At 73.9% G+C, this 23,562-nt stretch carries 19 protein-coding genes (1 of these 19 only partly in view); 14 read left to right on the top strand and 5 right to left on the bottom strand.

The window, feature by feature from the left end:
• The first annotated feature begins 4 nt into the window (after nt 1-4).
• Both J3A75_RS12060 and J3A75_RS12065 read left to right on the top strand, forming a co-directional pair.
• Nucleotides 5-673, top strand: a complete 669-nt coding sequence (locus J3A75_RS12060) for an ATP-binding cassette domain-containing protein (RefSeq protein WP_012318480.1) — start codon at nt 5-7, stop codon at nt 671-673.
• Entirely contained in the window at nt 673-2,292 is a 1,620-nt protein-coding gene (locus J3A75_RS12065; RefSeq protein WP_245364331.1) for a PhnE/PtxC family ABC transporter permease, read from the top strand. The genes J3A75_RS12060 and J3A75_RS12065 overlap by 1 nt, the downstream gene beginning before the upstream one ends.
• A 76-nt stretch (nt 2,293-2,368) precedes the next feature.
• Here the strand turns inward: J3A75_RS12065 and J3A75_RS12070 are convergent, their stop codons facing one another.
• Nucleotides 2,369-4,612, bottom strand: a complete 2,244-nt coding sequence (locus J3A75_RS12070) for a TonB-dependent siderophore receptor (protein WP_209650245.1) — start codon at nt 4,610-4,612, stop codon at nt 2,369-2,371.
• A gap of 229 nt (nt 4,613-4,841) precedes the next feature.
• Entirely contained in the window at nt 4,842-6,176 is a 1,335-nt protein-coding gene (locus tag J3A75_RS12075; protein WP_209650246.1) for an alpha/beta hydrolase, read from the bottom strand.
• A 287-nt stretch (nt 6,177-6,463) separates the two neighbouring features.
• Between J3A75_RS12075 and J3A75_RS12080 the strand changes: the two genes are divergently transcribed.
• The gene (locus J3A75_RS12080) at nt 6,464-6,649 is read left to right on the top strand and encodes a hypothetical protein (RefSeq protein WP_041372294.1); all 186 of its coding nucleotides are present in this window, start codon (nt 6,464-6,466) and stop codon (nt 6,647-6,649) included.
• Between the two features lie 54 nt (nt 6,650-6,703).
• Here the strand turns inward: J3A75_RS12080 and J3A75_RS12085 are convergent, their stop codons facing one another.
• Nucleotides 6,704-8,341, bottom strand: a complete 1,638-nt coding sequence (locus J3A75_RS12085) for an acyl-CoA synthetase (protein ID WP_012318485.1) — start codon at nt 8,339-8,341, stop codon at nt 6,704-6,706.
• Nucleotides 8,342-8,540: 199 nt separating this feature from the next.
• The gene (locus J3A75_RS12090; RefSeq protein WP_012318486.1) at nt 8,541-9,101 is read right to left on the bottom strand and encodes a PAS domain-containing protein; all 561 of its coding nucleotides are present in this window, start codon (nt 9,099-9,101) and stop codon (nt 8,541-8,543) included.
• 372 nt (nt 9,102-9,473) lie between these two features.
• Here J3A75_RS12090 and J3A75_RS12095 point away from each other — a divergent pair, with 372 nt between their 5' ends.
• The 8 genes from J3A75_RS12095 to J3A75_RS12130 all read left to right on the top strand — a co-directional run bounded on the left by J3A75_RS12095 (nt 9,474) and on the right by J3A75_RS12130 (nt 18,288).
• Nucleotides 9,474-10,121, top strand: a complete 648-nt coding sequence (locus J3A75_RS12095) for a ParA family protein (RefSeq protein WP_012318487.1) — start codon at nt 9,474-9,476, stop codon at nt 10,119-10,121.
• Nucleotides 10,105-10,428 (top strand): ribbon-helix-helix domain-containing protein, encoded by a 324-nt coding sequence (locus tag J3A75_RS12100; RefSeq protein ID WP_012318488.1) that lies wholly within the window; start codon nt 10,105-10,107, stop codon nt 10,426-10,428. The genes J3A75_RS12095 and J3A75_RS12100 overlap by 17 nt, the downstream gene beginning before the upstream one ends.
• 576 nt (nt 10,429-11,004) lie before the next feature.
• Nucleotides 11,005-12,333 carry a septal ring lytic transglycosylase RlpA family protein gene (locus tag J3A75_RS12105; protein ID WP_012318489.1) on the top strand — a complete coding sequence of 443 codons (1,329 nt, stop codon included), beginning with the start codon at nt 11,005-11,007 and terminating at the stop codon, nt 12,331-12,333.
• A gap of 205 nt (nt 12,334-12,538) precedes the next feature.
• Nucleotides 12,539-13,789, top strand: a complete 1,251-nt coding sequence (locus J3A75_RS12110; RefSeq protein WP_041372295.1) for a D-alanyl-D-alanine carboxypeptidase family protein — start codon at nt 12,539-12,541, stop codon at nt 13,787-13,789.
• A 10-nt stretch (nt 13,790-13,799) separates the two neighbouring features.
• Nucleotides 13,800-14,522 carry a dTMP kinase gene (gene tmk / locus J3A75_RS12115; protein ID WP_209650247.1) on the top strand — a complete coding sequence of 241 codons (723 nt, stop codon included), beginning with the start codon at nt 13,800-13,802 and terminating at the stop codon, nt 14,520-14,522.
• 193 nt (nt 14,523-14,715) lie between these two features.
• Nucleotides 14,716-15,768 carry a DNA polymerase III subunit delta' gene (locus tag J3A75_RS12120; RefSeq protein WP_012318492.1) on the top strand — a complete coding sequence of 351 codons (1,053 nt, stop codon included), beginning with the start codon at nt 14,716-14,718 and terminating at the stop codon, nt 15,766-15,768.
• Nucleotides 15,769-15,940: 172 nt separating this feature from the next.
• The gene (locus J3A75_RS12125; protein ID WP_029361575.1) at nt 15,941-16,549 is read left to right on the top strand and encodes a MarR family winged helix-turn-helix transcriptional regulator; all 609 of its coding nucleotides are present in this window, start codon (nt 15,941-15,943) and stop codon (nt 16,547-16,549) included.
• Complete coding sequence (locus J3A75_RS12130; protein WP_070999176.1) at nt 16,546-18,288, top strand: FAD-dependent monooxygenase; 1,743 nt, start codon at nt 16,546-16,548, stop codon at nt 18,286-18,288. The genes J3A75_RS12125 and J3A75_RS12130 overlap by 4 nt, the downstream gene beginning before the upstream one ends.
• 100 nt (nt 18,289-18,388) lie before the next feature.
• On the opposite strand, the gene J3A75_RS12135 is transcribed toward J3A75_RS12130, so the two are convergent.
• Nucleotides 18,389-19,363 (bottom strand): helix-turn-helix domain-containing protein, encoded by a 975-nt coding sequence (locus tag J3A75_RS12135; protein ID WP_070999178.1) that lies wholly within the window; start codon nt 19,361-19,363, stop codon nt 18,389-18,391.
• Between the two features lie 1,229 nt (nt 19,364-20,592).
• Between J3A75_RS12135 and metG the strand changes: the two genes are divergently transcribed.
• From metG to J3A75_RS12150, 3 genes are all read left to right on the top strand, one after another.
• On the top strand, nt 20,593-22,170 hold the full coding sequence (gene metG / locus J3A75_RS12140; RefSeq protein ID WP_209650248.1) for a methionine--tRNA ligase: 1,578 nt from the start codon (nt 20,593-20,595) through the stop codon (nt 22,168-22,170).
• Nucleotides 22,171-22,236: 66 nt separating this feature from the next.
• Nucleotides 22,237-23,037: a TatD family hydrolase gene (locus J3A75_RS12145; protein ID WP_209650249.1), complete on the top strand. Its 801-nt coding sequence runs from the start codon at nt 22,237-22,239 to the stop codon at nt 23,035-23,037.
• A 23-nt stretch (nt 23,038-23,060) separates the two neighbouring features.
• A protein-coding gene (locus tag J3A75_RS12150; protein ID WP_209650250.1) for an MBL fold metallo-hydrolase crosses the window boundary here: on the top strand, nt 23,061-23,562 show its 5' portion. It continues 302 nt past the right edge of the window; 502 of the gene's 804 nt are visible here — the first part of the coding sequence; it begins with the start codon at nt 23,061-23,063; its stop codon lies off the right edge, out of view.

A 23,562-nucleotide genomic window follows, 5' to 3' on the forward strand; every position in this document is an offset into this window, starting at 1 on the left:
ACGGGTGTCGCGCGGCGCGGCCATCGTCCTCGCGAACGCCTCCGCGGCCTATGACGGGCGCCCGGTCCTGTCGGGCCTCGACCTGACCGTGCGGGCGGGCGAGCGGGTCGCGCTCATGGGGCGCTCGGGCGCCGGCAAGTCGACCCTGATCGGCCTGATCCACGGGCAGGCGCCCGATCGGGTGGCGCTGGTGCCCCAGGCCGCCGCCCTGGTGCGGCCGCTCTCGGTGTTCCACAACGTCTACATGGGCCGCCTCGACCGGCGCTCGACCCTGCACAACCTGCGCACTCTGGTCCGGCCGGCGCGGGCCGACGTCGCCGCCGTGGAGGCGGTCCTCGACCGGGTCGGGCTCGCGGACCGGCTCTGGGCCCGGGCCGGGGCACTCTCCGGCGGCCAGCAGCAGCGCGTCTCGGTGGCCCGCGCCCTCTACAACGGCCGGCCGATCCTGGTCGGGGACGAGCCGGTCTCGGCTCTGGACCGCCGGCAGGGCGGCCGGATCCTCGCCGAGCTGGCCCGCGGCCACGAGACCCTGATCCTGGCGCTCCACGACGTGGCCCTGGCGCTCGCCCACACCGACCGGATCGTGGTGCTGGAGGCCGGCCGGATCGTCCTCGACGCGCCCTCGGCCGGCCTCGACCCGGCGCGGCTCAGCCCGTTCTACGGGGCCGCCTGATGCGCGCAGTCGCGCGCAAGGCCGCGCGCAAGGCCGCGCGCGAGGCCGCGCGCAAGCCCGCGTTCAAGGCCGCGTTCAAGCCCGCGCGCCTGCCGCGGCCGGGCTACGGGGCGGTGAGCCGCTGGTTCCTGGCCGCGGCGCTCGCCGGCCTGCTGGTGGCCGACCTGCAGGTCACGACGCTCCACCCCTTCGCCGACCTCGCCCGGCTCCTCGGCGGCCTGATCCGGCCCGACTTCCCCGCCGTGGAGGGCTGGAGCGTCGTCTACACCGTGGCTTTCGCGATGCTGGGCGTCGGGCTCGGGGCCGGGGCGGGGCTGCTGCTCGCCGTCCCCTTCGGCCGCTCGCGCGCCGTCCGGCTCGCCTGCGCGGGCCTGCGCGCCGTCCACGAGCTGTTCTGGGCGCTGCTGCTGATGCAGGTCTTCGGCCTGTCGGCGACCACCGGCGTGCTCGCCATCGCGCTGCCCTACGCGGGCATCTGCGCCAAGGTCTACGCCGAGCTGATCGAGGAGGCCGACCTCGCGGCGCTCCGGGTCCTGCCCGCGGGCACCGGCGCGGTCTCGGCCTTCCTGTACGCGCGCCTGCCCGAGGTGGCCGGGCGGATGCGCGACTACACCCTCTATCGCCTGGAATGCGGCCTGCGCTCCAGCCTCGTGCTCGGCTTCATCGGGCTGCCGACCATGGGCTTCGCCTTCGAATCCGCCTTCCGCCAGGGCCGCTACGCCGAGGCGGGGGCGCTGCTCCTGATCTTCTACGCGCTGATCGGCACGCGGCGGCTCTGGGTGCGCGCCCGGACCCTGCCCGTCCTGCTCGTCGGGTCCGCGCTGGCGCTGCCGGCGACGGTCGGCAGCGCGGCGGTCGGCCCGAGCCTCGCCCGCTTCCTCGGCCACGACGTCGTGCCGGCCCCGCTCCGGGGCGCGTCGCTCGCCGAGCCCGAGACCTGGGCGCGGCTCTGGTCGTGGCTGCGCCCGATCCTGACCGAGCAGGTCCTGCCCGGCACCGCCCAGACCCTGGTCCTGGCGCAGGTCGCCCTGGCCGCCACCGCCCTCGGAGCCCTCGTCCTGTTCCCGCTGACCGCGCGGCGCTTCGCAGGCCCGGTCGGGCAGCCGCTGGGGCGGGCGCTCCTCGTGGTGGTGCGCTCCACGCCGGACTACATGCTGGCCTATGTGGGCCTGCAGCTGCTCGGCCCCTCGATGCTGCCGGCGATCCTGGCGCTGGCGCTGCACAATGCCGGCATCGTCGCCTACCTGATGGGCCGGCACGCCGACGCGATCCCCTACCGGGCGGACGCGCCGCGGGGCCTCGACCTCTACGCCTACGAGACCGTGCCGCGGCTCTACGGGCAGTTCCTGGCCTACCTGCTCTACCGCTGGGAGCTGATCCTGCGGGAGAGCGCGATCTTCGGGATCCTGGGGGTCACGACGCTCGGCTTCTACGTGGACGCCGCGATCTCGGAGCTGCGCCTCGACGTGGCCGCGGTGCTGATCGCCGCCACCGCCCTGATGACGGTGGCGGTCGACGCGTTCTCGCGGGCGCTGCGCCGGTCCCTGCGCATCGACGCCCTGCCGACCCGGCTCTCCGGGCCGCAGCCGATCACCGGGGCGGAGGCGGCGGACGGCTGATCCGGGCGCGGCCGTCCTCGCGGGCGCAGCGGATCACGACGACCGGGCGGTCACGACGGGGACCGCCCGAGCCGCCTCACCACTTGTAGCTGACCTTCGCCAGCACCCGCCGGGCGTCGCCGTAGAAGCACGACACGTTCGACTGGCAGGAGGCGACGTAGCGCCGGTCGGCGAGGTTCGAGGCGTTCACCTGGAAGCGCCAGTTCTCGTAATCGTAGTGCACCTGCGCGTCGAACAGCACGTAGTCGGGCACCCGCAGGGTGTTGCCGACATCCGCGAACGAGCTGCCGACGTAGCGCACGCCGCCGCCGAAGCCGAAGCCGCGCCACGGCCCGAGCGGGATGGTGTAGTCGGCGAACAGCGAGGCCAGGGTCTGCGGGATGTTGACCGGCGTCTTGCCGACCCGCACCGGATCGGCGTCCCGGATGGTGGTGAAGTCGAACTTGGTGAAGGACGCCACGAGGTTGAGGCCGTCGGCGACGTTGGCGACGAGCTGCGCCTCGAAGCCGGTGGAGCGCACCGCGCCGACCTGGGTCTGGAAGATCGTGTTCACCGGGTTGGGGGTGAGCACGTTGTTGCGGTGGATGTCGAAGCCCGCCAGCGTCAGGAAGTAGCCCTGGCCCGGCGGCTCGAACTTGACGCCGCCCTCGACCTGATCGCCGGTATCGGGTCTGAAGGTGCGGTTGTTGATGTCCACGCCGATCTGGGGCTGGAACGAGGTCGCGTACATGATGTAGGGCGCGAGGCCGAAGTCGAAGTTGTAGATCGCCGCCGCCCGGTAGGTGAAGGCGCTGTCGTTGCGGCCGTTGGTGTTGGCGGGGGTCAGGCGGTCGTAGACGGTGTTCTGGACGAAGTCCTGGCGGCCGCCGAGGATCAGGGTCAGCTCCGGGGTGAGCTTGATCTGGTCCTGGAAGTACAGGCCGACCTGCTGGAACGAGTTGGCGTTGATCAGGTAGGGCGAGGCCGAGACCGTCTGCGGACCGTAGATCGGCGCGAGGATGTTCAGGTCGGGCCCGGGGAAGCCCGAGGCCTGGTTGTCGTGGATCTGGAAGTTCCGGTACTCGACGCCCATCAGGAAGTCGTGGCGGAAGAAGCCGTCGGAGAACTTGGCCTCGGCCTGGGTGTCGACGTCGAGCTGCGCGATCTTGGCGGAATCCCGGAACAGGTAGCGGCCGAGCTGGGTCTGGAGCGGGTCGGTGTAGCCGAGCTGGCCGATGTAGGAATTCTGGAAGCTCTGCGTGTAGCCGTAGCGGGCGTTCTGGCGCACCGCCCAGGTGTCGTCGAAGACGTGCTCGAACTCGTAGCCGATGAAGGCCTGGTCGCGCCGGAAGGTGTTGAAGCCGGCATCGCCCACGTTGAGCGAGCGCGGGATGCGCAGGCCGAGCACGGTCGGCCGGGCCGTGCCGTAGTAGGGCAGGAAGTTCGCCGTCACCGCCGTGTTGTCGTGCTGGAAGCTCGACAGGACCGTGAACTTGGTCGACCCGTCCGGCTTATAGGTGAAGGCCGGGGCGATGTAGTAGCTGTCGTCCGGCGCCCCCTGGACCTGCGTGCCGCCGTTGCGGGCGTAGCCGGTGAGCCGGGTGAACCAGTGCCCCTCGGCGTCGGCCGGGCCGCCGACGTCGAAGGCGGCGTAGCGCTGGTCGAAGGAGCCGCCGCCGACCTCGACGAGCCCGAACGGGGTCTCGGTCGGGCGCTTGCTGATCTGGTTGATCAGGCCGCCGGGATTGCCGGCGCCGAACAGCACCGCGGAGGGGCCGCGCAGCACCTCGATCCGCTCCAGCCCGAACGTGTCCACGCGGCTGTAGGCGAAGCCGTAGTTCAGGAGCTGCAGGCCGTTGAGGTAGAGGCCGTAATCGCTGACCACGAAGCCGCGCAGCTGGAAGAAGTCGAGGCGCGTGTCGGCGCCGAAGGTGCCCGCGTAGGTGCCGGCGACGTACTGGGTCGCCTGGGTGAGGGTCTGGGCGTTCTGGGTGTCGAGCTGCTGCCGGCCCACGACGGTGATCGATTGCGGGGTCTCGATCAGCGGCGTGTTGGTCTTGGTCGCGGTCGCCGAGCGCCGGGCCACGTAGCCGTCGATCGGGCCGGTCGGGCTCTCCGCGGCCCGCACGGGCGCGCCGGCGGGGGCCCCGGAGGCCGGGCCGCCGCCCTGGCCGGTGACGCTCAGCTCCCCGAGCTGCACGCTGCCGCCGGCCGGCGGGTTGGCGCCGCCGCGGCGCGGCGCCGCGTCCTGGGCGAGGCTCGGCGCGGCCTGCGCCAGCACGGCGAGCGAGGCGCCGGCGAGCAGGGCGCGCAGGGTGGGGCGGGGGTGGACGGCTCTCATGGTCCCTTGCCGGATGCGACGCTGCGGGCAGCCGGCCGCGCGCGCCGGATTCGCCCCCGACGTCTCAGCCGCGCTGTTTAGAATTGTGATAAACTACTGTAATACTTGATCTTTCTATACACCGGACTACGGACAGCCGCGCGCGGCCGCAAGCGGCCTTCGCGCGGAAGGCGACGGCTGTTGCCGTAGCGACACGTATCGGTGGCGCGGCGGAGGCGGCCCCGCGGGGCTACTTCACGCGGCCCGCGAGCCAGCCGGCCAGGACGTCCGCGACGGCGTCGCTGTTCGTCTCCAGCATCATCATGTGGCCGTTGCCGTGGAGGCCCTGGTCGGCCAGCCGGACCACGTCCGGCCTGGCGCCGGCCTGGGTCAGGAACGCGACGGTGCAGTCGTCGTAGGTGGCGTGGAAGGAGGCCTCCGCGGTCACCACCACGGCCGGCACCCTGGCGAGATTCGGCAGGGTCCGGACCGGCTCGCCCTGCAGCCAGCAGCGGATCCGCCCGTCCGCCGCCCTGTCGGGCCTGGACTCGGATCCCTTGGCCTGCTGCGCCACCGTCAGGTCCTCGGGCGCCTTGACCGGCGGGTCGAAGGTCAGCGGCATGCGGGTCAGCCCGTAGGCGCGGGCGCGCCCGTCGCCGGTCTTCTCCCAGAACTCCTTGCCGCCGCGGAACTGCACGTCGAAGAAGGGCGGGCCGTTCGGCTCGACGGCGACGTGCGCCTTCACGAGGTCCGGCCGCGCGTCCGAGGCCGCCCAGCCGAACAGGGCCGCCTGGCCGTGGGTGACCAGGATCGCCGGCCCGATCCTGTCGAGGAGCGCCACCAGCGCGGGGTCGACCCATTCCTCGGTCTGCTGGCTGTTGGCGAGGAACGGGACCTGGCTCGCGAAGAACTGGTCGAAGGCGGCGTTGCCCTGCACGCCGGGCCCCTCCGGCCAGCGGGTGTGGAGCTTGGCCTGCGGGTAGAGGTCGTAGACCTCCGGGGCCGTGTGGGTGCGCTCCAGGCTGCGGGTCCCGAGCCGGTCGTAGGGGCCGTAGACCTCCGGGTTGGTGCCCGAGCGCCCGCGCCCGACCTGATCGACCACGTAGACCTGGTAGCCCTTCTCGACGAAGCGCTGCACCCAGCCGGGGCGGCCGTCCGCGGTGGCGAGGTAGTTCACGCCGGTCTGGGCGAGGCCGTGCACCATCACCACCGGGTAGGGCTGCGTGATCCGGGCCGGGGTGCGCGACTGCACGAACATCTGGCCGACCATCACGGTCTTGTCGCCGAGCTTCTGGTAGCGGCCGCCGATGTAGAAGTAGCCGGCGCGGGTCACCGGCTCGGCCGGGCCCGGCTCCGCCGCCCGCGGGCGGGGCGGGCCCGGCGGGGCGGGCGCCGCCGCCTGGGGCGCGGCATCCGGGCGGGGCGCGGGCTGGGACGGGACGGGCCCCTGGGCCCGGGCCGGCCCGGCCCCCAGCCCGGCGGCCATCCCTGCGGCCAGCCCTGCGGCCAGGACCAGCCCCTGACCGGCGCGGCGCGCCGCGCGGGTGCCGTTCGCGATGCCGCCCGCGATGCCGCTGCCGGCCATGCCGTCTCTCCCGGATGCGCGCCGCTCCGCGCCGGCGCTTATTGCGGGAAACGCAACGTTCGGCCAGCCGGGAAAGCTGCGCGGTCCCGCGCGATCACGCCCCGGTCGGACGAAGCGTCGCGGTAACCTCAATCGCGGCCGAGCCCGGCCCTCCGCGCATGCCAGGCGCGACCGCGGCGGTGCTGGCGCGGCGCGGGCGGCGCGCCCACCTTGAGGGGGCACCGGCGCCGCCAGCGGCGCCCCCCGCCCGGATCGCCCGCGGCGGGGCGAAGCCAAGGACTCCCGCCGTGGATCCCGAAACCGCCAAGACCCTGGTCTCCGCCGCCCTGGTCGCCTCCATCACCCTGTTCAGCCTCGTCTCGCTCCAGGCGTTCGTCGCCCAGATCCTGGCCGACCTCCGCGACGCCGGCTCCGCCCCGAAGGCCGTGCCGGTGCCGGTCCGCGCCGACCGACGGGATCCGCCGCAGGCCTGACCGGCCCGCGACACCGGGGCCGGGCGTCGGGGCCCGATCCCGGCCCGGCGCCGATCAGGCCCCGTCCTGCCGGGCCCGCTCCCGCAGGATGAACTTCTGCACCTTGCCGGTGGAGGTCTTGGGCAATTCGCCGAAGATCACGTGGCGGGGGAGCTTGTAGGAGGCCAGCCGCCCCCGGCACCACTGGATCAGCTCGTCGGCCGTGGGGGCCGCGCCGGCCTTGAGCTCGACGAAGGCGCACGGGGTCTCGCCCCATTTCGCGTCGGGCCGCGCCACCACCGCGGCCGCGGCCACCGCCGGGTGCTTGAACAGGGCGTCCTCGACCTCGATCGACGAGATGTTCTCGCCGCCCGAGATGATGATGTCCTTCGAGCGGTCCTTGAGCTGCACGTAGCCGTCCGGGTGCTTCACCCCGAGGTCGCCGGTGCGGAACCAGCCGCCCGCGAAGGCGGCCCGCGTGGCGGCCGGGTTCTTCAGGTAGCCGCGCATCACCACGTTGCCGCGCATCATCACCTCGCCGATCGTCGCCCCGTCGGCGGGCACCGGCTCCAGCGTCTCCGGGTCGCGGACGTCGAGGGCCTCGAGCACCGGGTAGCGCACCCCCTGGCGGGCCTTCTTGGCCGCCCGCTGGTCGGCCGCCAGGGCGTCCCAGTCGGCGTGCCAGGCGTTGACGACCGCCGGCCCGTAGCTCTCGGTCAGGCCGTACAGGTGGGTCACGTCGAACCCGGCCTCCGACATGCCGGCCAGCACCGCCTCCGGCGGCGGCGCCGCGGCGGTGAAGAAGGCGACGCGCCGGGGCAGGTCGCGGCGCTCGGCGTCGGGGGCGTTGATCAGCATCTGCATGACGATCGGCGCGCCGCAGAGATGCGTGACCCCGTGCTCGGCCATCAGCCGGTACATCGCCTCCGCCCGCACCTGACGCAGGCAGACATGGGTCCCGGCCACGATCGACAGGGTCCAGGGGAAGCACCAGCCGTTGCAGTGGAACATCGGCAGGGTCCAGAGATAGACCGGGTGCTGGCCGAGCCCGCCCGTGATGACGTTGCCGAGCGCCAGCAGCGCCGCCCCGCGATGGTGGTAGACCACGCCCTTCGGGTCGCCGGTGGTGCCCGACGTGTAGTTCAGGGTGATCGCGTCCCACTCGTCGTCCGGCAGACGCCAGTCGTGCTCCGGGTCGCCCCCGGCCAGGAAGGCCTCGTAGTCGGTCGCGCCGAGGCGGGCGCCCGGGCCGTCATATTCGGGATCGTCGACGTCGATCACGAAGGGCTTGGTGGCGAGCCCCTCCAGGGCCGCGGCGGCCGTCCGGGAGAACTCGCGGTCGGTGATCAGCACCGCGGCCTCGCCGTGCTGCAGGCAGAAGCGGATCGCGTCGGCGTCGAGGCGGGTGTTGAGGGTATTGAGCACCGCCCCGGTCATCGGCACGCCGTAGTGGCACTCGATCATCTCGGGGGTGTTGGCGAGCAGCGCCGCCACGGTGTCGCCGCGGCCGATCCCGCGCGCCGCCAGCGCCGCGGCGAGGCGGCGCGCCCGGGCGTAGACCTCCCGGTAGGAGCGCCGCAGGGGGCCGTGGACCACCGCGACGTGGTCGGGGAACACCCGCGCGGCCCGGTCCAGGTAGAGCAGGGGCGTCAGCGGCTGGTGGTTGGCCGGGACGCGGTCGAGGTCGCGGTCGTAGATCGTGTCGCGGGCCATCCCCGTCCTCCCGGCAATGTGTTGCCGGGACAGTAGCTTGCCGGAACGGGCGCGATCAATCGGTCCGGCGGGGCTTCCGCGCCGTCGACCCGGGGGCGCGGCGTGTCACGCCGCGTAGGCGGCCCGGTGCGGGCCGCGTGTCACGTCGCGTCGCGTGGCCCGCCCGGTGGCCCGCCCGGTGGCGCTCTCGGTGGCGCGCTCAGTGGCGCGGCTCGTCCTCGGGCTCGGGCAGGAAGCGGGCGAGCTCGAAGCCGATCTCGATCATCAGGTGCTCGATCCGGTCGGTGAGCGTCGGCCGGTGCAGGGCGCGGGCGAGGTCGCGCAGGGCGATGATGTGCTCGGCCATCCGGTTCACCACCCGCTCGCTCTGCACGAGGTTGGCGGCCTGCTCCTCGGTGCGGTCGATGGCGATGCCGCGCCCCCGGGTCGCCCCGCCGGCGGGGTCCCGCTCGATTCGGCCGCGCATCAGCAGCGTGCGGATCCCGGTGCGCGTGTCCGCCGTGCGGAACTCCGCCTCGACGGGACCGCCGGTCTCGGCCACCGCGTGGAGATAGCTCTCGATCCGGACGCGGTCCTCGGGGTGGGTGCGGTCGAGGAAGGCCTCCAGGGAGACGCCGGCCGCGGCCGCCTCGGGGTCCAGGCCGAGCAGATCCGCGAGCGAGGCCGAGAGCGCCAGCTGCCCCGCCCAGTAATCGTGCGCCCAGGTGCCGACGACGCCGGAGGCTTCCAGAATGGATTGCGGGATCGGGGCTTCGGACATGCCATTCCTCGACGGGGCGATCCTTGCCTTTAAACTTGAGGTTTTCACCCCCGCCAAGCTCCTCGTCTCACCCGCGCTCACGCTACGGTATCCGGGCGTCGCTGGAAAGGCTGTTAACCCTCTATATGCCAAGAATCTTAACTTGAAGTTTAGACTGCTGTCCTGCTGCGGTGCTGGCGGGCGATATCCGGAAGGGACAGCCGTCTTAACGGGTCGTTAACCATGCCGGCCCCAACCTGTGCCGGGACATCCTTGGGTCACAGGATCGCGGCACGCCCCGAATCCCATACCTGAGGTTGGCACAGACGGCGCGGCGACCGGCGGTTGCGGGCGCCCGGACGGATGCATGGGGCCTTCTGGAGGACGCCCGGGATGAAAGCGATCACCTTCGTCACGCAGAAGGGCGGCAGCGGCAAGAGCACGCTGTGCATCTCCCTGGCGGTGGCCGCCCGGGAGGCGGGCCACACGGTCTGCATCCTGGAGATGGACCGGCAGGCCACGATCTCCGACTGGCTGGACCACCGCACGGCGGACGGTCCCGAGGTGGCGCAGATCGACGCCACGCAGATCGACGCCGTGATGGAGCGCCTGCGCGACTCCGCCTACGACTACGTGTTCATCGACACGCCCGGCGTCGATTCCACCGGCACCCTGTCGGCGATCCGCGCCGCGGATCTGTGCATCATCCCGTGCCGGCCGACCCCCGCGGACCTGCGGGCGTTCAAGCCGACCCTGGCCGCCGTCTACCGGCTGGAGAAGAAGTTCGCCTTCGTGCTGAACCAGACCCCGCCGCGCTCCTACCGGGTCCGCGACGCCGCGGACGGGCTCGCGGTGCTCGGCATCCTGCCCGACGTGAACATCGTCGCCCGCACCGACCACCAGGACGCGATCGGCCTCGGCCAGGGCGTCACCGAGTTTAACCCCAAGGGCCAGGCCGCCGGCGAGGTCCGCCGCCTCTGGTCGTGGATCGAGCGCCGCACGCAGTCCCTGAGGACGGGCCAGCATGTCCAAGCCGCCTAAGCTCAGCCTCGCGGCGATCGTGGCCTCGGCGAGCCCGCCGGCCCGGCCCCTGGCGGCCCGGCCGCAGGGCGCCGAGATCGTGTCGCTCACCCTCGCGCCCCCGGCGCCGAAGCAGGCGGCCACGCTCAAGCAGCGCGCCCGCCAGATGTCGGTCTACCTGGAGCCGCCGGTCTACGACCAGCTGCGCGACCTCGCCTACGCCGAGCGGACCAAGATGCACGCGCTGATGCTGGAAGGCCTCGACCTGCTGTTCAAGCAGCGCGGCGCCCAGTCGATCGCGCAGCTCACCGACACGCAGTCCCGCTGAGGGCGGACCGGCCCGTACCCGGGGCGGCGCGTCCGCTCCGGGTACGGGCCGCCGCTGCGCGTGCGGCGCCTTCCGGCCATCCGGCGCCGCGGCGCCGGACTCGGGCACCGACGCCGGCCCTCGGGTGCGGGCTCGCCCGCGGCATCCCGGCGCGACGGCGCGCAAGGACGGCGCGCAAGGACGGCGCGGAGGGACGGCGCGGAGGGACGGCGCGGAGGGACGGCGCGGATCAGCCGGCCCGCGGCCTCCGCACCGGCCCGGTCCCGAGCCGCCGCGATCCTGGCCGCGCCTCCACACGGAAAAGTGGAGCGCCGCGCTCCGGGACGACCGGATGCGCGCGCCAACGCGATCCTGACAAATTCGTTTCTGAAACAAGCATTTGCCCGCCGATCCTCGCGCAACGCTCGAGATCTGGCCGGCCGCACGGCCCGCGTCCTGAACCCGGCCGCGCCCCATCGTTCAGGCTTCCTTTACGCGACCGCTACAAATCTGGGTGGACCGATCGCGGCCCAGTGCACGCGGCCGGCTCCGGTCCGGTCGGGCCCCGGTCACGCGTAGAGTTTGGTGAACCCCACGATGGTGCGCACGACGCTTCCCCGGCCGGCGCGCCTCGCCCTGCGGCTCATGGCCGTCTCGGGCGTGGCCCTGGCCACGGCCAACTGCGCGACCTCGCCCCAGCAGAAGCTCGCCGCGGGGAACGGGATCGACCCGAAATACGGGGTCAAGGCGAGCCCGCGCCTCTACAACGAGGGCGACGTGATCCCGAAGGGCGGCGGGCGCCGCTACACCGGCAAGCCCTACGTGGTGGCCGGCCAGACCTACGTGCCGAAGGAGAATCCGAACGGCTACGTGCGCGAGGGGCTGGCCTCCTGGTACGGCGCGGCCTTCCACGGCCGCATGACCGCCAACGGCGAGGTCTTCGACCGCCACTCGATCGCCGCCGCCCACCCGACCCTGCCGCTGCCGAGCTACGCCCGGGTGACGAACCTCGACAACGGCTACTCGATGCTGGTGCGCGTCAACGACCGCGGCCCCTACCATGCCGGCCGGGTCATGGACGTGTCGGAGGAGGCGGCCGACGCGCTGGGCTTCCACCGGAAGGGCACCGCGCGGGTGCGCGTCGAGTATGTCGGCAAGGCCTCGGTGGCGGGCAGCGACGACCGCAAGCTCCTCGCCAGCCTGCGCACCGACGGGCGGCCGGCCGGCCGCTCGACCGTGATGATGGCCGATCTCGGCCCGGCGGAGGACACGGAGCGCTACACGCGCACCGCCCCGGCTCTGGCCTTCAAGCCCGCCGAGGCGGAGGAGGCCGGGACGGCGCCCGCCGAGGCCCCGGCCGCCCGGCCCGAGCGGACGGCGCCGGTGCGCGCGCCGATCGTGCTGGCCTCGGCCGCCGTGACGGTCCCGGCGGCCGTGCAGCCCACCGCCCCGCGGGTGCGCGAGTTCCGGCCCGCCCCCGTGCCGGCCGTCGCGGCCAGGGGCGGCCTCGGGACCGGGGCCGTCAAGGTCGCGGGTCTCAATCCGGCCCTCGCCCCGGCCCTCGCCCCGGCCGCGCCGCCGTCGCACGGTCATGCCGCCGGAAAGCCCGGCCCGAAGGCCGGGCCGGCGGCCCGCCCGACGCCCGCCGAGGCCCACGGCCGGGCGGTCCCGGCGCCCGGGACCGTCAAGCTCGCCAAGGCAGCGTCGGGCCCGTCCCCGGCCGCGATGCCGGCCGCGATGCCGGCCTCGGCCAAGCTCGCCATGGCGCGCCTCGCCGCGGTGCCGGCCAAGGGGTTGGCCGCGAAGGGCGGCGCGCCCGCCGGGACCGGCTCCGCCAAGACGGCCCCCAAGGCCCCCGCCGCCAAGGGGCCGGCCACCGGGACCGCCGCGAAGGCCGGCCATGCGCGCCTCGCCGGGATCTACTGACGGCGGCCCCGGGATCCGACGCGGATCCGCCCGGGCCCCGGCCGGCCCGCCGCCCCGGACGCGGCCGCCCTCCGCCCGACGGATGCGGCGGGCGATGCGGCATTTCGCATTCGATCCGGCGCCGAAACCGTAATATGGTCACGCTTGTTATTGGGATACGGCCGGGATGTGTCCGGTCCGACGGCAGGCGCGGGACGGAACGGTGATGCGCAGACCCCTTCTCACCCTTCTCGCGGCCGCCTGCGCGCTGGGCGCCGGCCTCGCCGCCGCCGCCGCGCAGGGCTTCCAGACCGCGGCCCCGCACGCGATCCTGATCGACGCCGATTCCGGCTCGGTCCTGTTCGAGAAGGCCGCCGACGAGCGGTTCTCGCCGGCCAGCATGGCCAAGCTGATGACCACCGACATCGTGTTCGAGGCGCTGAAATCCGGCCGCCTGTCCATGGACACGGAGTTCACCGTCACCGAGGACGCGTGGAAGCGCGGCGGCGCGGGCGGGGGCGGCTCGTCGATGTTCGCGCAGGTCAACAGCCGCATCAAGATGGCGGACCTGCTGCGCGGCCTGATCGTGCAGTCGGGCAACGACGCGGCCATCACCATCGCGGAGAACATGGCCGGGTCCGAGGAGGCCTTCGCCGGGCTGATGAACCAGCGCGCCAAGGAGATCGGGCTGACGAACTCGACCTTCCGCAACGCCACCGGCTACTCGGCGCCCGACCAGAAGGTCACGGCCCGGGACATGGCGAAGCTCGCGCTGCACATCATCGACACCTACCCGGACTACTACAAGATCTTCTCCGAGAAGGAGTTCACCTGGAACAAGATCCGCCAGCAGAACCGCAACCCGCTGCTGGCCCTCGACATCGGCGCGGACGGGCTCAAGACCGGCTACCTGGAGGAATCCGGCTACGCGCTCACCGGCTCGGCGGTGCAGAACGGCCAGCGGCTCGTGCTGGTGGTCTCGGGGCTCAAGACCGCCCGGGACCGCGCCTCCGAGTCGCGCAAGCTGATGGAGTGGGGGTTCCGCGCCTTCGAGCCCCGGCAGGTCTTCGCGCCGGGCGAGACCGTGGCCGAGGCCTCGGTGTTCGGCGGCCAGTCGGGCTCGGTGCCGCTGGTGGCGAAGAAGCCCGTGCGGGTGCTGCTGCCGCGGGGCTCCAGCGACCGGGTCAGCGCCAGGGCGATCTATACCGGGCCGCTCATCGCCCCCGTGGAGGAGGGCCAGCGGGTCGGAATCCTGCGCGTCCAGCGCGGCGACACCGTCGCCCTCGACCAGCCGCTCTTCGCCGGCGCCGCGGTGGAGCCCGGCACCCTGTCGCAGCGGGCGATGGACGCGGCGCTCGAATTCGGCACCGGCCTCGTCCGCAAGGCCTTCGACCGGGCCGGCAAGGGCGGGGACAAGGGCGGGGACAAGGGGGCCGGGGCCGACAAGGGCGCTGCCGGGGCGGCCAACCCGTCGTGACGGCGCGCGCGTGACCGGGCCGCGTCTCGCGGATCCCGCCGCGGCGGGCGGCACCTTCATCACCTTCGAGGGCGGGGAGGGGGCCGGGAAATCGACCCAGATCGCCCGCCTCGCCGCGACCCTGCGCGCGCGCTCGGGCCGGCCCGTCTGCGTGACGCGCGAGCCCGGCGGCTCGCCGCGGGCGGAGGAGATCCGCGCGGCGCTGCTCGACGGCGTCGCCAAACCCTACGGCCCGTTCGCGGAGGCCCTGCTGTTCAGCGCCGCCCGGATCGACCACCTCGACCGGCTGATCCGCCCGGCTCTGCGCCGGGGCGAGACCGTGCTGTGCGACCGGTTCATCGACTCGACCCGGGCCTACCAGGGCGCCGCGGGCGGGCTCGGCCCCGGGATCGTGGACGCCCTGGAGCGGGTCGTCGTCGGACCGACCCGGCCCGACCTCACCCTGATCCTCGACCTCGCCCCCGAGTCCGGCCTCGCCCGCGCGGCCGGGCGCGGCGCCCGGACGGGGCAGGGGGCCGACCGGTTCGAGGCCGAGGCCCTCGACTTCCACGTCCGGCTGCGGGAGTCCTTCCTGGCGATCGCCGGCGCGGAGCCGGACCGCTGCGCGGTGATCGACGCGTCCCGCGATCCCGACGCGGTCGAGGCGGCGGTCCGCGCCGCCGTCGCGTCCCGGCTGCCGGCGCTCCTGCCCGACCGGCCGGCGGGTGCGGGCCGGAGCGGCGACGCCGCGTGAGCGGCGGGGTGAGCGGCGGGGTGAGCGGGGCGATTCCCGGCCCGACCGGTCCCATCCGGGCCGGCGGCCGTGTAAGCAGCCGCGCGGGCGCGCCGACCGGAGCGGAGCCCGCCGGCCCGCGCCGCGAGACCCACTCCATGAAGCCCGTCCCATGAAGCCCGTCCTATGAAGCCAGCCGCATGAAGCCCGTCCCATGAAGCCCGCCGACCGCGCCGCCGACGACGTCGAGCCCGGGGACCTCGCCGGGATCCCGCGCCCGCGCGAGACCCTCGGGCTCGTCGGCCACGCGGCGGCGGCCGACGCCTTCGCGGCGGCCATCGCGGCGGGGCGCCTGCACCACGCGTGGCTGATCGGCGGCGCCCCCGGCATCGGCAAGGCGACCCTGGCCTACCGGGTCGCCCGGCGCCTGCTCGCCTACCCCGCGGGCGGGGGCCCGGCGGGCCTCGCCGTGCCGGCGGGCGACGCCGTCCTCGGCAAGGTGGCGGGCCTGTCGCACCCGAACCTCGTGGTCCTGCGCCGCCACCGGAGCGCCGGCGCCAAGACGCTGCCGACCAAGATCTCGGTCGACGCGGTGCGCCGCGCCCTCGACCTGTTCGCCTCGACGGCCGCGGATTCCGGCTGGCGCGTCTGCATCCTCGACAGCGCCGAGGACCTGAACGCCAACGCCGCCAACGCCCTGCTCAAGGTCCTGGAGGAGCCGCCGCCGCGCGCGCTGTTCCTGATCCTGTCGCACCAGCCCGGCCGGCTGCTCCCGACCATCCGCTCCCGCTGCCGGGCGCTGATGCTGCGCCCCCTCCCGGCCGAGGACGTCGCCCGGGTGGTGCGTGGCCTGCCCGAGCCCTTCCCGCAGCCCGACGAGACCGCCCTGGCCCGGGCGCTGGCCCAGTGCGAGGGCTCGGTCGCCCGCGCGCTCGCGATGCTCGACCCGGTCACCGCCGGCCTCGTGGCCGAGATCGAGACCCTCCTGGCGCGGGCGCGCACGCCCGACTGGGGCCGGGTGCTCAAGCTCGCCGAGACCCTGGCGGGCCGCGACGCCGAGGCGCGGTTCGAGGCCGCCCAGGACGCGGTCCTGCGCTTCGTTTCGGCCGAGATCGACCGGCGCCGGGACGAGCCCCCCGCCCGCCTCGCCGCCCTGGTGGAGGTCGCCGACCGGTTCGGCCGCGCCGCCCGGGAGGCGGCAATCTACAACCTCGACCGGCGCCCGGTGGTGCTGTCGCTGTTCGGGGATCTCGCGGCGGTGGCGTAGGCCCGGCGGGCACCCGTCCTCGCTCCCGGATCCGGCGCCCGGCTCCGGCGTCCGGATCCCGCGTCCGGATCCGGCCTGCCGCCGGCGTGGAACCGTGCGGCCCGCCCCCCGTTGTCCGCGCGATGACAGCATGCTGTCATTTCGACAATACCCTGCCACCAGGACGCGCCCCATGGAGCCCGACCCGCCCCGGACAGCGCCCGACCGCGACCGGACCCGGCACGCCCTGTCGGACCTCGTGGTCGCGGTGTTCCGCCTCAACGGCGACCTGCTCGCGGCGGGCGACGCGCTGGTGCAGGACCTCGGGCTGACCAGCGCCCGCTGGCAGGTGCTGGGGGCCATCGCCCTCGCGCCGGCGCCGCTGCCCGTCGCCCACATCGCCCGCAACATGGGCCTCGCCCGCCAGTCGGTGCAGCGCCTCGTCGGCGAGATGCGGGCCGACGGGCTGATCCGGCTCGCGCCCAACCCCCACCACCGCCGCGCGCCCCTCGTCGCCATGACCCCGCGGGGCGCGGAGGCCTACCGGCAGGCGATGGCGCGCAACGCCCTCTGGTCGGACGGTCTCACCGCGGGTCTCGCGCCCGAGGCCGTCGAGGCCGCCGCCGCGCTCCTGCAGAGCCTGCAGCGGCGGATCGGCGCCTCCCACGGCGCCATCGCGTCCATCGCCGCGGAGGCTCGGCAGGAGAGGCCGCACGAGACCCCGCGCGAGACGCCGCACGAGAGCCCGCACGAGACGCCGCAGAAGACCCGACAGGAAACCCGACCGGAGACCGACCGATGACCGACGCCAACGCCGCCCCGGGCTACGACACCGACGTGATCGTCGTGGGCGCGGGCCCCATCGGCCTGACCGCGGGCTGCGCCCTGCGCCATCACGGCGTGTCGTGCCTGCTCCTCGAGCAGCGCACGGAGGTCAGGGCGTACTCGCGGGCCAACAACCTCTGGGCCCGCCCGCAGGAGCTGCTCGCCGGCATCGGCCTGCGCGACGCCCTGGCGGAGAACGCCTACGCGGTCCGCACCATCAACTTCTTCGTCGACGGCGCGCCGACGACGCCCATCCCCATCGCCGACGTCGCCAGCCCCCATCCCGACGTCCTCTACAGCGGGCAGGACGTGATCGAGCGGACCCTGATCGACGCGTTCGAGGCCCGCGGCGGCCGGCTGGAGCGGGGCTGCACGGTCACCGGCATCGACCAGGACGGGGCAGGGGTCACCGTGACCCTCCGGCGGGGCGCGGACGGGCCGGAGACGCGGCTGCGCGCCCGCTACTGCGTGGCCGCCGACGGGGCCCGGAGCACGATCCGCGCCCGGCTCGGCCTGGATTTCGAGCCCGAGCGGCTCGCGGGCTGCATGAACCGGCAGGTCGACGCCCGGCTGTCCTGGCGGCGCGGCTCCGAGCCGGACCAGCTCTGGTTCTTCTACTACCCGGGCGGCTTCGCCGGCATCATGCCGGTCTGGGGCGGCTACCACCGGCTGTTCTTCCTGGCCGACGACGCCGGCGTGCCGGACCGCGACCCGACGCTCGACGAGATCCAGGCGCTCGCCCGGGAGGTGACCGGCGACGAGACCCTCACCCTGAGCGACCCGCAATGGCTCACCCACAGCCGCTTCGCCTACGGGGTCTCCCCCGGCTACGCGCGGGGCCGCGTGTTCCTGGCGGGCGATGCCGGGCACCTGTCCCTGCCGATCGGCGGCCAGGGCATGAATGCCGGCCTCCACGACGCGGTCGAGATCGCGTGGCGGCTGGCCATGACCCTGCGGGGCGAGGCGGCGCCCGCCATCCTCGACTCCTACGACGGCGAGCGCGGCGGCGAGCACGCCCGGCTGAGCGCCCAGCAGGTGCGCGGGTTCCGGTGGACCGTCTACCGCGGCGCCGTCACCGACACGGTGCTGGGGCTGGCCGCGAAGGCGCTGCCGAACCTGGGCTCCCTGCTGCAGGGGACGGACGACATGCAGCAGATGGGCGTCGCCTATCCCGGGAGCCTCCTGAACGCGGATCACCTGTCCGGCCTGGCGGACCTGGGACACCTGCTGCGGCCGGGGCCGAAGCCGGGCCAGCGCGCGCCGGACGCGCCGGTGACGCGGGACGGGGCGCGCACGCGCCTGTTCCCGTTCCTCTACAACCCGGACGGGTGGACGACGGGCTGGGCGCTCCTGTGCTTCGACGGACGCTCCCCCGAGGCGGCCCCCGCCCTTCTGGAGGCGGTCCGGGCCGTCGCGCCCTGGCCCTGGCTGCGGCCGCGGCTCGTCCTCGCCGGCCCCCTGATCGCGGCGGGGGCGGTGCCCGTCCTGTCGGACCTCGACGGCCGGGCGCACGGCGCCTACGGGCTGGAGGGCCGGCCGGCGCTCGTGCTGGTGCGCCCGGACGGGCACATCGCCTTCCGGAGCGGCGCGGACCGGACCGACCGCCTGGTCGCGTATTGCCGCGCGCTCTTCGACGCGGCGGACCGCGCGGCCGGGGACGCGGCCGGGGACGCGGCCGGAGACGCGGCGCGGCCGGAGGCGGCTTGCGCCGGGTGAGGGTTGCGGGGGGCCGCGGCCCCGAGGGCCTCCCCCGGGGCGCCCCTCGTCCCGCCGCCGCGCCCCGGCCGCCCGCGACGGGCACCGACATCGCGGCGCCTCACGGATCCGGCCGGCTGCCGGACAGGCGCAGGGCGGCGGCCTCCCGGTAGGCGCGGGGCGACAGGCCGTGGCGGTCCTTGAAGCGCCGCGCGAAATGGGCCTGGCTCGCGAAGCCGCACTCGTAGGCCACGACGCCGATCGGGCGGTGCAGGCTGACCGGATCGGAGAGGCCCTTGGCTGCCGCCGCGAGGCGGCGCTCCCAGATCCAGTCGGAGATGTGCTGGCCGCGCTCGTGGAACAGCTCCTGGAGCCGGCGCAGGGACACGCCCATCGCGGCGGCGAGCCGGGGCGGATCGAGGGACGGCTCGCCGAGATTCGCCTCGACATGGGCCTTGGCGCGCTGGACGACGACGCTGCCGTGCAGGGTACGCGGCACCTCCCGGGCCATCCGCTCGGCGAGGGCGGCCACGATCAGATCGACGCCGATGGCCGCCATGCGCTCGGCCGCCTCGGGAGAGAGCCGCCGGTTCACCCGGAGCAGATCCCCGAAGAAGGTCGTCACCAGCCGGGTCGTCGCCGATTCGGCGGTCATCGTCAGGGCCGCGAACAGCCGAGCCGGCCCGAGCACGCCCTCGAGGCGCTCCCGCGGCAGGGCCATGACCAGGGTCTGGCCATCCGTGCGCGCGTCCAGCAGGCCCGGGTGATGGTCGACGACGGTGAAGTCTCCGGCTCCCTGCAGCGCCTCGCGACCGTGCTGCTGGAAGGTCGACGACCCGGCGAGGCGGAAATTCACGCGGATGAGCCCGTCCGGCCGGCGCCGGACCGTGTCGGCGGTGATCGTGGTCGTGATGGCGCCCTGGGTGATCCGGCTGAATGTCAGCGGACCGACGGCGCCGATCTCGATCTCGCCCGCGAACGGCCCGTCGGCGCGGCGGCGCTGCTCGACCGGCCCGATCCGGTCGGCGACGACCTCCTGCCAGAGCTTGAAGCGCGTCCGGGGATGGATCCCGGCCGTCGAGAAGACCCGGCGCATCAAGGGACTCGGGGAGCGGCTGCCGCGCGGCCCGCGGAGGGCCTGTCCGCCGGACGGAACCGGCCGCCCTGAAGGGCGATCCGAGGACCGGTATTGGATTGCGCCGATACCATTCTAAATTAATCTCTTTCGTTCTAATAATGCTTTCGTCAAAAATATTACGCTATCAAACGTCCATGATTCTGTTTTTATGAGCAATTTATACGCTTTATCACGTCGAAACTCGCCGAATAATGCCGGCAATACAGGACACGTCGCGCTCATACGCGACGATACTGCCGGCCTCAAGAGGGGAGAACAGCTTCACGCGCGCGCTCTACGCCCGCGAGCTTGCGGCGTCCCGGCGCAGGCGCGACGTCGACGGCGCCGGTCGAGGGCGGGCTGCGTCCCGCGGCGGCGTCCCGCGCCGACGGCGTCGGCGGGCCCGGGATCGGGTCGACGTCGCGACGCGCCGGCCGCGGAGCGGTGTCCCATCATCCTTCGAGCCTTGACAATCTTCCTATTTTGTGCTTCCTGACCGCACCTGTCCGCGGCGCCTCGGGAGCGATCCCGGGGCGTCCTTCGGGGGCCTGCCCGGTGGCTGACCGGTCGGGTCCGGGGACGGGGCGGCGCCCGCGTCGGTGGCTCTCAGCCGCCATCGCCCCGGGCGGCGGACCGGTGCGGGGCGTGCCTCGGACGCGGGCGTGAGACCGGGCGGCACTCTGCCCGGCGGGGGAGGAAATGCCCCCGCGCCGACCCGCCTCTGGGCTGACCCTGAGCGACCTGCGGACCCGCCCACGACGAGGCGGGGGACGGCTGGAAGGCCACGGCGCCGATGCGGGTTCCGGGGGTTGCGGGCACGGCGTGCGCGCACCTCGCCCGAGACCGCTAACGGGGAGTCGCAGGACCGGGACGTCGGAGACGCCGCGACGAGAAAGACGGCAGCGGCCGGGGGAGAGGCCCGGCCGGTGCCGCGGGGCGCCGCGGGGATCGGATCCCGCGCGTGCTTGGCCGACACCTGGGTTCCCGCGGCGTCCCGCGTCCCTCGTGCGGTCTCCCGGGCCATGCCCCCGGCGCCCAGGCGCGCGGGGACGATCACGCGCGTCCGCAAGCCGGCGGGTGCTCTCTCGGCGGCCCCGGCCGGGCGCCGCCCCCGCGGGCGGCGACGGTTGCGTCCCGGCGCCGGCCGCGCGACAACGCGGGCAGCTTCCCGCGCTCGTCTTCCCGCGCTCATCCGGAACACCACAGACGTGACGTCCAACGCCCCGGCGCATCCCCGAAAGACCTTCGGTCTCTCGACCGCGATCTCCTACCCCAACGGCGCGCCCCATATCGGCCACGCCTACGAGGTGATCGCCGCCGACGCGATCGCGCGCTTCCACCGGCTCGACGGCTACGACGTGCTGTTCTCCACCGGCACCGACGAGCACGGGCTGAAGATCCAGCAGGCCGCGACCCGGGCCGGCACCACCCCGCGCGCCTTCGTGGACGGCACCGCCGCCCGGTTCCAGGCCATGGCCGACCGGATGGACTGCGCCTACGACCGCTTCATCCGCACCACCGAGCCCGACCATTACGCGGCCGCCCAGGAGATCTGGCGGCGGATGGAGGCCAACGGCGACATCTACCTCGACAAGTACGCCGGCTGGTACTCGGTCCGCGACGAGGCCTATTACGACGAGGCCGAGACCCGGCTCCTAGAGGACGGCAGCCGCCGCAGCCTCGCCACCGACACGCCGGTCGAGTGGATGGAGGAGGAGAATTTTCTGTTCCGGCTCTCCGCCTACCAGGACAGGCTGCTGAAGCTCTACGACGAGCAGCCCGGCTTCATCGGGCCGGACACCCGCCGGAACGAGGTGGCGAGCTTCGTGCGCTCGGGCCTCAAGGACCTCTCGGTCAGCCGCACCAATTTCGACTGGGGCGTGCCGGTGCCCGGCCATCCGAACCACGTCATGTACGTGTGGGTCGACGCGCTCACCAACTACCTGACGGTGACGGGCTTCCCCGACGCGTCCGATCCCCGAAAAGAATTCTGGCCGATGGACCTGCACGTGATCGGCAAGGACATCGTCCGGTTCCACGCGGTCTACTGGCCGGCCTTCCTGATGTCGGCCGGGCTGCCGCTGCCGAAGCGGGTCTTCGGCCACGGCTTCCTGCTCTCCAAGGGCGAGAAGATGTCGAAGTCGCTCGGCAACGTCCTCGACCCGTTCGAGCTCGCCGACACCTACGGGGTCGACCCGGTGCGCTACTTCGTGCTGCGGGAGGTGCCGTTCGGCGGCGACGGCAGCTACAGCCACGAGGCGATCATCGGCCGGATCAACGCCGACCTCGCCAACGATCTCGGCAACCTCGCCCAGCGCTCGCTCTCGATGGTCGCCAAGAACTGCGACGGTGCGGTGCCGGATCCCGGCGCCCTGGACGCGGCCGACACGGCCCTGCTGGTCCAGGCCGATGCCCTGCCGGCGCGGGCCCGCACCCTCATGGGCGATCTGGCGCTGCACACCGTCCTGGCGGAGATCTGGGCCGTGGTGGCCGAGGCCAACCGCTACTTCGCCGCCCAGGAGCCGTGGAAGCTGCGCAAGTCCGACCCGGCGCGGATGAACGCGGTGCTCTACACCACGCTGGAATCCCTGCGCGTCTTCGGCATCCTGACCCAGCCCTTCGTGCCGGCGGCGGCGGCCAAGCTCCTCGACCTGCTGGCGGTGCCGGCCGACCGGCGCGGCCTCGCCGATGTGGGGGAGGGGGGCCGCCTCGTGCCCGGCACGGCGCTCCCCGCCCCCGCGCCGATCTTCCCGCGCTTCGAGCGCCCCGAGACGCCGTCCGCTTGATGGCCCCTGCCGCTTGATGGACCTTGCCGCTTGAAGGACCTTGCCGCCCGACGGCCCCGAGACCCGATGCTCATCGACAGCCACTGCCACCTCGACTTCCCGGATTTCTCCGCCGACCTGCCGGGCGTGATCGCCCGCGCCCGGGCCGCCGGCGTGACCGGCATGCTCACGATCGCCACGCGGGTCGCCAAGGCCGACACCTACCGGGCGATCGCCGAGGCCCATGCCGAGGTCTGGTACACGGTCGGCACCCATCCCCACGGGGCCGCCGAGGAGCCGGACGTCGCCGCCGAGACGATCGCGGGCCTCGCCCAGGCCAGCCCGCGCTGCGTCGGGATCGGCGAGGCCGGCCTCGACTACCACTATGCCGACGCCGCCCCCGAGGCCGTGCAGGAGCGGGTCCTGCGCGCCCATATCGCGGCGTCCCGCCTCGCCGGGGTGCCGCTCGTGATCCACGCCCGTGACGCCGACGACCACATGGAGCGGGTGCTCGCCGACGAGATGGGCCGGGCGCCGTTCCGGGCGGTGCTGCACTGCTTCTCGTCGGGGCGGCGGCTGGCGGAGGCCGGGGTGGAGCTGGGGCTGTACGTGTCCTTCTCGGGCATCGTCACCTTCCGGCGCTCGCACGACCTGCGCGACATCGCCCGGGCGGTGCCGCGGGACCGGATCCTGGTGGAGACCGACGCGCCGTTCCTGGCGCCCGAGCCCCACCGGGGGCGGACCAACGAGCCGGCCTACACGGCCGACACCGCCCGGTCGCTGGCCGAGACCCTGGGGCTGCCCGCCGCGGATCTCGCCCGGATCACCACGGCGAACTTTTTCACGCTGTTCGACAAGGCTGCCGGAACGACTCCGGGCGCCGCGTGACGCGTTCAGAGCGGGAGATCCGGATGGCGAGCCTGACCCTGCGCATCCTCGGCTGCGGCTCGTCCGGCGGCGTGCCGCGGGTCGGCAGCGGCTGGGGCGCCTGCGACCCGGAGGAGCCGCGCAACCGCCGGCGGCGCTGCTCGATCCTGGTGGAGCGGGCGTCGGGGACGGGGCGGACCACGCTCCTGGTCGACACCTCTCCGGACCTGCGCGAGCAGCTCATCGACGCCGGCGTGACGCGCCTCGACGGGGTGCTCTACACCCACGCCCACGCCGACCACACCCACGGGATCGACGACCTGCGCCCGCTGGTGATCGCCATGCGGGCCCGCATCCCCGTCTACGCCGACGCCCTGACGCGGTCGCTGCTCACGGCCCGGTTCGGCTACTGCTTCGAGACGCCCCCGGGGAGTGCCTACCCGCCGATCCTCGACCTGCGCGACCTCGCCGCCGGCCGCGACCTGGCCATAGAGGGGGAGGGGGGCGCGATCACCGTGGAAGCGCTCCCGGTGGAGCACGGCAACG

The sequence above is a fragment of the Methylobacterium sp. PvP105 genome (assembly GCF_017876975.1).
Classification (GTDB): Bacteria; Pseudomonadota; Alphaproteobacteria; order Rhizobiales; family Beijerinckiaceae; genus Methylobacterium; species Methylobacterium radiotolerans.